General features: G+C 54.8%; 3 protein-coding genes and 1 tRNA gene. 2 read left to right on the top strand and 2 right to left on the bottom strand.

From position 1 onward, the window contains the following. Window positions 1-341: 341 nt before the first annotated feature. Together CW742_RS10285 and CW742_RS10280 are read left to right on the top strand one after the other, a co-directional pair. A complete protein-coding gene (locus tag CW742_RS10285; protein WP_292420044.1) occupies window positions 342-1,067 on the top strand; it encodes a thymidylate synthase in 726 nt (241 codons plus the stop codon). A gap of 68 nt (window positions 1,068-1,135) precedes the next feature. After that, window positions 1,136-1,208: transfer RNA gene (locus CW742_RS10280), tRNA-Gln, on the top strand. Window positions 1,209-1,247: 39 nt separating this feature from the next. Here the strand turns inward: CW742_RS10280 and CW742_RS10275 are convergent. Further along, window positions 1,248-1,961: a DUF1614 domain-containing protein gene (locus CW742_RS10275; protein ID WP_292420042.1), complete on the bottom strand. Its 714-nt coding sequence runs from the start codon at window positions 1,959-1,961 to the stop codon at window positions 1,248-1,250. Window positions 1,962-1,964: 3 nt separating this feature from the next. Continuing rightward, the gene (locus tag CW742_RS10270) at window positions 1,965-2,582 is read right to left on the bottom strand and encodes a fibrillarin-like rRNA/tRNA 2'-O-methyltransferase (protein WP_292420046.1); all 618 of its coding nucleotides are present in this window, start codon (window positions 2,580-2,582) and stop codon (window positions 1,965-1,967) included. Between the last annotated feature and the right edge of the window lie 18 nt (window positions 2,583-2,600).

The following is a 2,600-nucleotide window of genomic DNA, read 5'->3' as shown; positions in this document are numbered from 1 at the left end:
GTCGCAGATACAATGGATAATTTACCGATACCCTATATTACGCGCACGTAATTTGAATATTGATTAACCAGTGGTGATCACGGATGCACATTATTCGACATTGGAATCCAGGAATGAAATGTGAATGATGTAATAAACCAGTATAAGAAACAAAGGTGTTATCTAATTCGTTCACACATTATTTCCACCCTTTACCACATAGATTGTATGTCGAAATCCGTCCAGAAATTCACTTCAAACTGACATTTTGCACATTCTAAGTATAACAAATATTACCACCCATCCCCAAACCTAAATCACAATTCAACAATTATACAACCTGCCATGACAAACATCAGAACATGCGAGTGATCCGGGCACCAAGCATAGGAAAGGCGCACGAACAGGTCATCCAGATGATCCTGGAGAAGGGATGGGTGCTCCAGACCGAGGACGAAGAGGCAACGGTCGAGTTCGAAGAGATCGCCATGCAGGTGGATACTCCTCTAGCTGAGCCGCTCGTGAGCCCGCACTCCCGGTTCCAGCAGAAGTTTGTCGAACAGTATGCAAAGGATCTCCTGCAGGGATCGAAAGCTTCGTTTGAGTATGACTACCATGGCAGGCTCTTTGACTGGGGAGAGCGGCTGACTACTGAAGGAATGCCGGTTCATGTCGACCAGATCGCCTACATTGTCGACAAACTCCGTGCCTCTCCGGTATCACGGCGAGCAATCGCGATTACCTGGAACCCGGTTATCGATGAGAAACTCGACGACTGCCCCTGCCTCCAGCTCATCCAGTGCGTGCTCCGCGACGGAAAACTCACCATGCGGGTGATCTTCCGGTCCAACGACATGCTCACGGCCGCTGGAGCCAATATGTATGCCCTCGTCCAGCTCCAGAAATCCATTGCCGACCAGTTGGGAGTTCCGTGTGGGACCTACACCCACATCTCGCTTGTCCCCCACATCTACTTCATCCGCGATGCACACGATATCGAACCATTCTGCGGGAAGGGAAAACTCATCCAGCCGGTCAGGGAAGTATGCCGGGCCTGCCAGCGCTGTGACCGGGCAAAGAGCGTGTGAAAAGCCCTGATCCGGCAGCTTATCCGTCACTTTAATTAAGCAACAGTTGCAAAAAGTATGGGTCAAGCAGCCCGGTAGTGTAGCGGTCAATCATAGGGGACTCTGGATCCTCTGACAGCAGTTCGAATCTGCTCCGGGCTATTTTCTTTTACGATTTTCACGTTTGATGCAGTTGATCCTTCAGGCAATAACCGCCGACAGGAGACAGGCAAGGAAGATTGCCCCAAACATCCCGGTCCCCCCGATGCTGACTTCCGGTATTTCCTGGTCCCGGATACGCGGTAACTGGGCAATGCCTGCACCAAGCAGCGTGCCGGCTGTTCCGGCCACGAATGCCGTTACCGCGGCAAACAGCCCCGTTCCCCCCGTGAGCAGGAGCCCGCTGAGGATTGCCACAAGGCCGGGCATGAAGAGCGGGGCACGGAGCCCGTACCCCGGAATAGATCGCGTAGCAAGCCAGGCGATGATGGCGACGATGATTACGCCGGTTGCAACAGGCTGAAGGATCCCGCTTCCTTCAACAACGTATGCCCTGTACAGGAGATAGGCTGAGGCCGCAAGCGGGATTACCGCACCGCCAAGGTTAAGGGAAACCACCGTCTCCCAGACGGGCTGGCGGGCAAAGGAATTTCCCGTCCCGAACAAAGGTATTTCCGGGGTCTCGACACGGACCATGTCCCGCTCGATCCGGTAAAGGGGGATGTTCACAAGACTTCCCATCAGCATGAGGAGGACAACCGCAAGCGCCGCGATCCATGAGAAGCCAAGGCGGGTGAAGGCGGCCCCGACAAGCCCGAGGAACAGGAGCGGGATGATCAGGATAACAAGTGCAATCAGGAGCAGCAGGGCGATAATCGAGAGGGGGCCGACAGAATGCACACGAATGCCATTCATGATTCACACATCTCCCTGCGAACGCTTTTTGCAGACAATCGCAGCATGGTCCTTGTGGTAGGGGGAGAGCCAGGTGCTCTCGATGACCTCAAGTCCGAAAGCTGCCATTCGTTCAATCGTTTCTCGGAATACCTCTTCGGGGCTCTTCCGGATATCCACGCTTCGTGTCTTGAGCATCAGTATCACCGTCCCGTCCGGTTTGAGGAATGCACAGTTCCTGATGAGAATTTCAGCCTGGTCCGGCTGCGCTACATCCTGGTAGAGCAGGTCGACTGCCTCCACGAGGGGCGCATACTGTTCCGGGCGGGATGCATCGGCCATGAGGGGGACGATGTTGTCGCGCCGCCGTGCCACTTCCAGCAGGTCCTGCATCGGCCGGGGGGCAAACTCAACCGCGTACAGAACCTCCACGTAATCGGCAACATGGGAAACCGTAGTACCGTTTGCAGCACCAAGGTACAACACCTTCATATCCGGTGCCAGTTCGATGCCGGTGCCGGTATAGTAGAGAGCCGCAAGTTTGCTCCGGAAGGGATCCCAGACCCGGGCACCGGCAAGCATACGCTCCCCGTACACCCCCCCCTCGCCACGGGAGACCAGAACATCGCCAATCCGGATCATGATTCCTTTCCTCCCAGC

The organism is Methanoregula sp., from assembly GCF_002835825.1.
Lineage (GTDB): Archaea > Halobacteriota > Methanomicrobia > Methanomicrobiales > Methanospirillaceae > Methanoregula.
The sequence above is the reverse complement of the archived record's forward strand: the minus strand, read 5'-3'. Positions and strand labels throughout refer to the sequence as shown.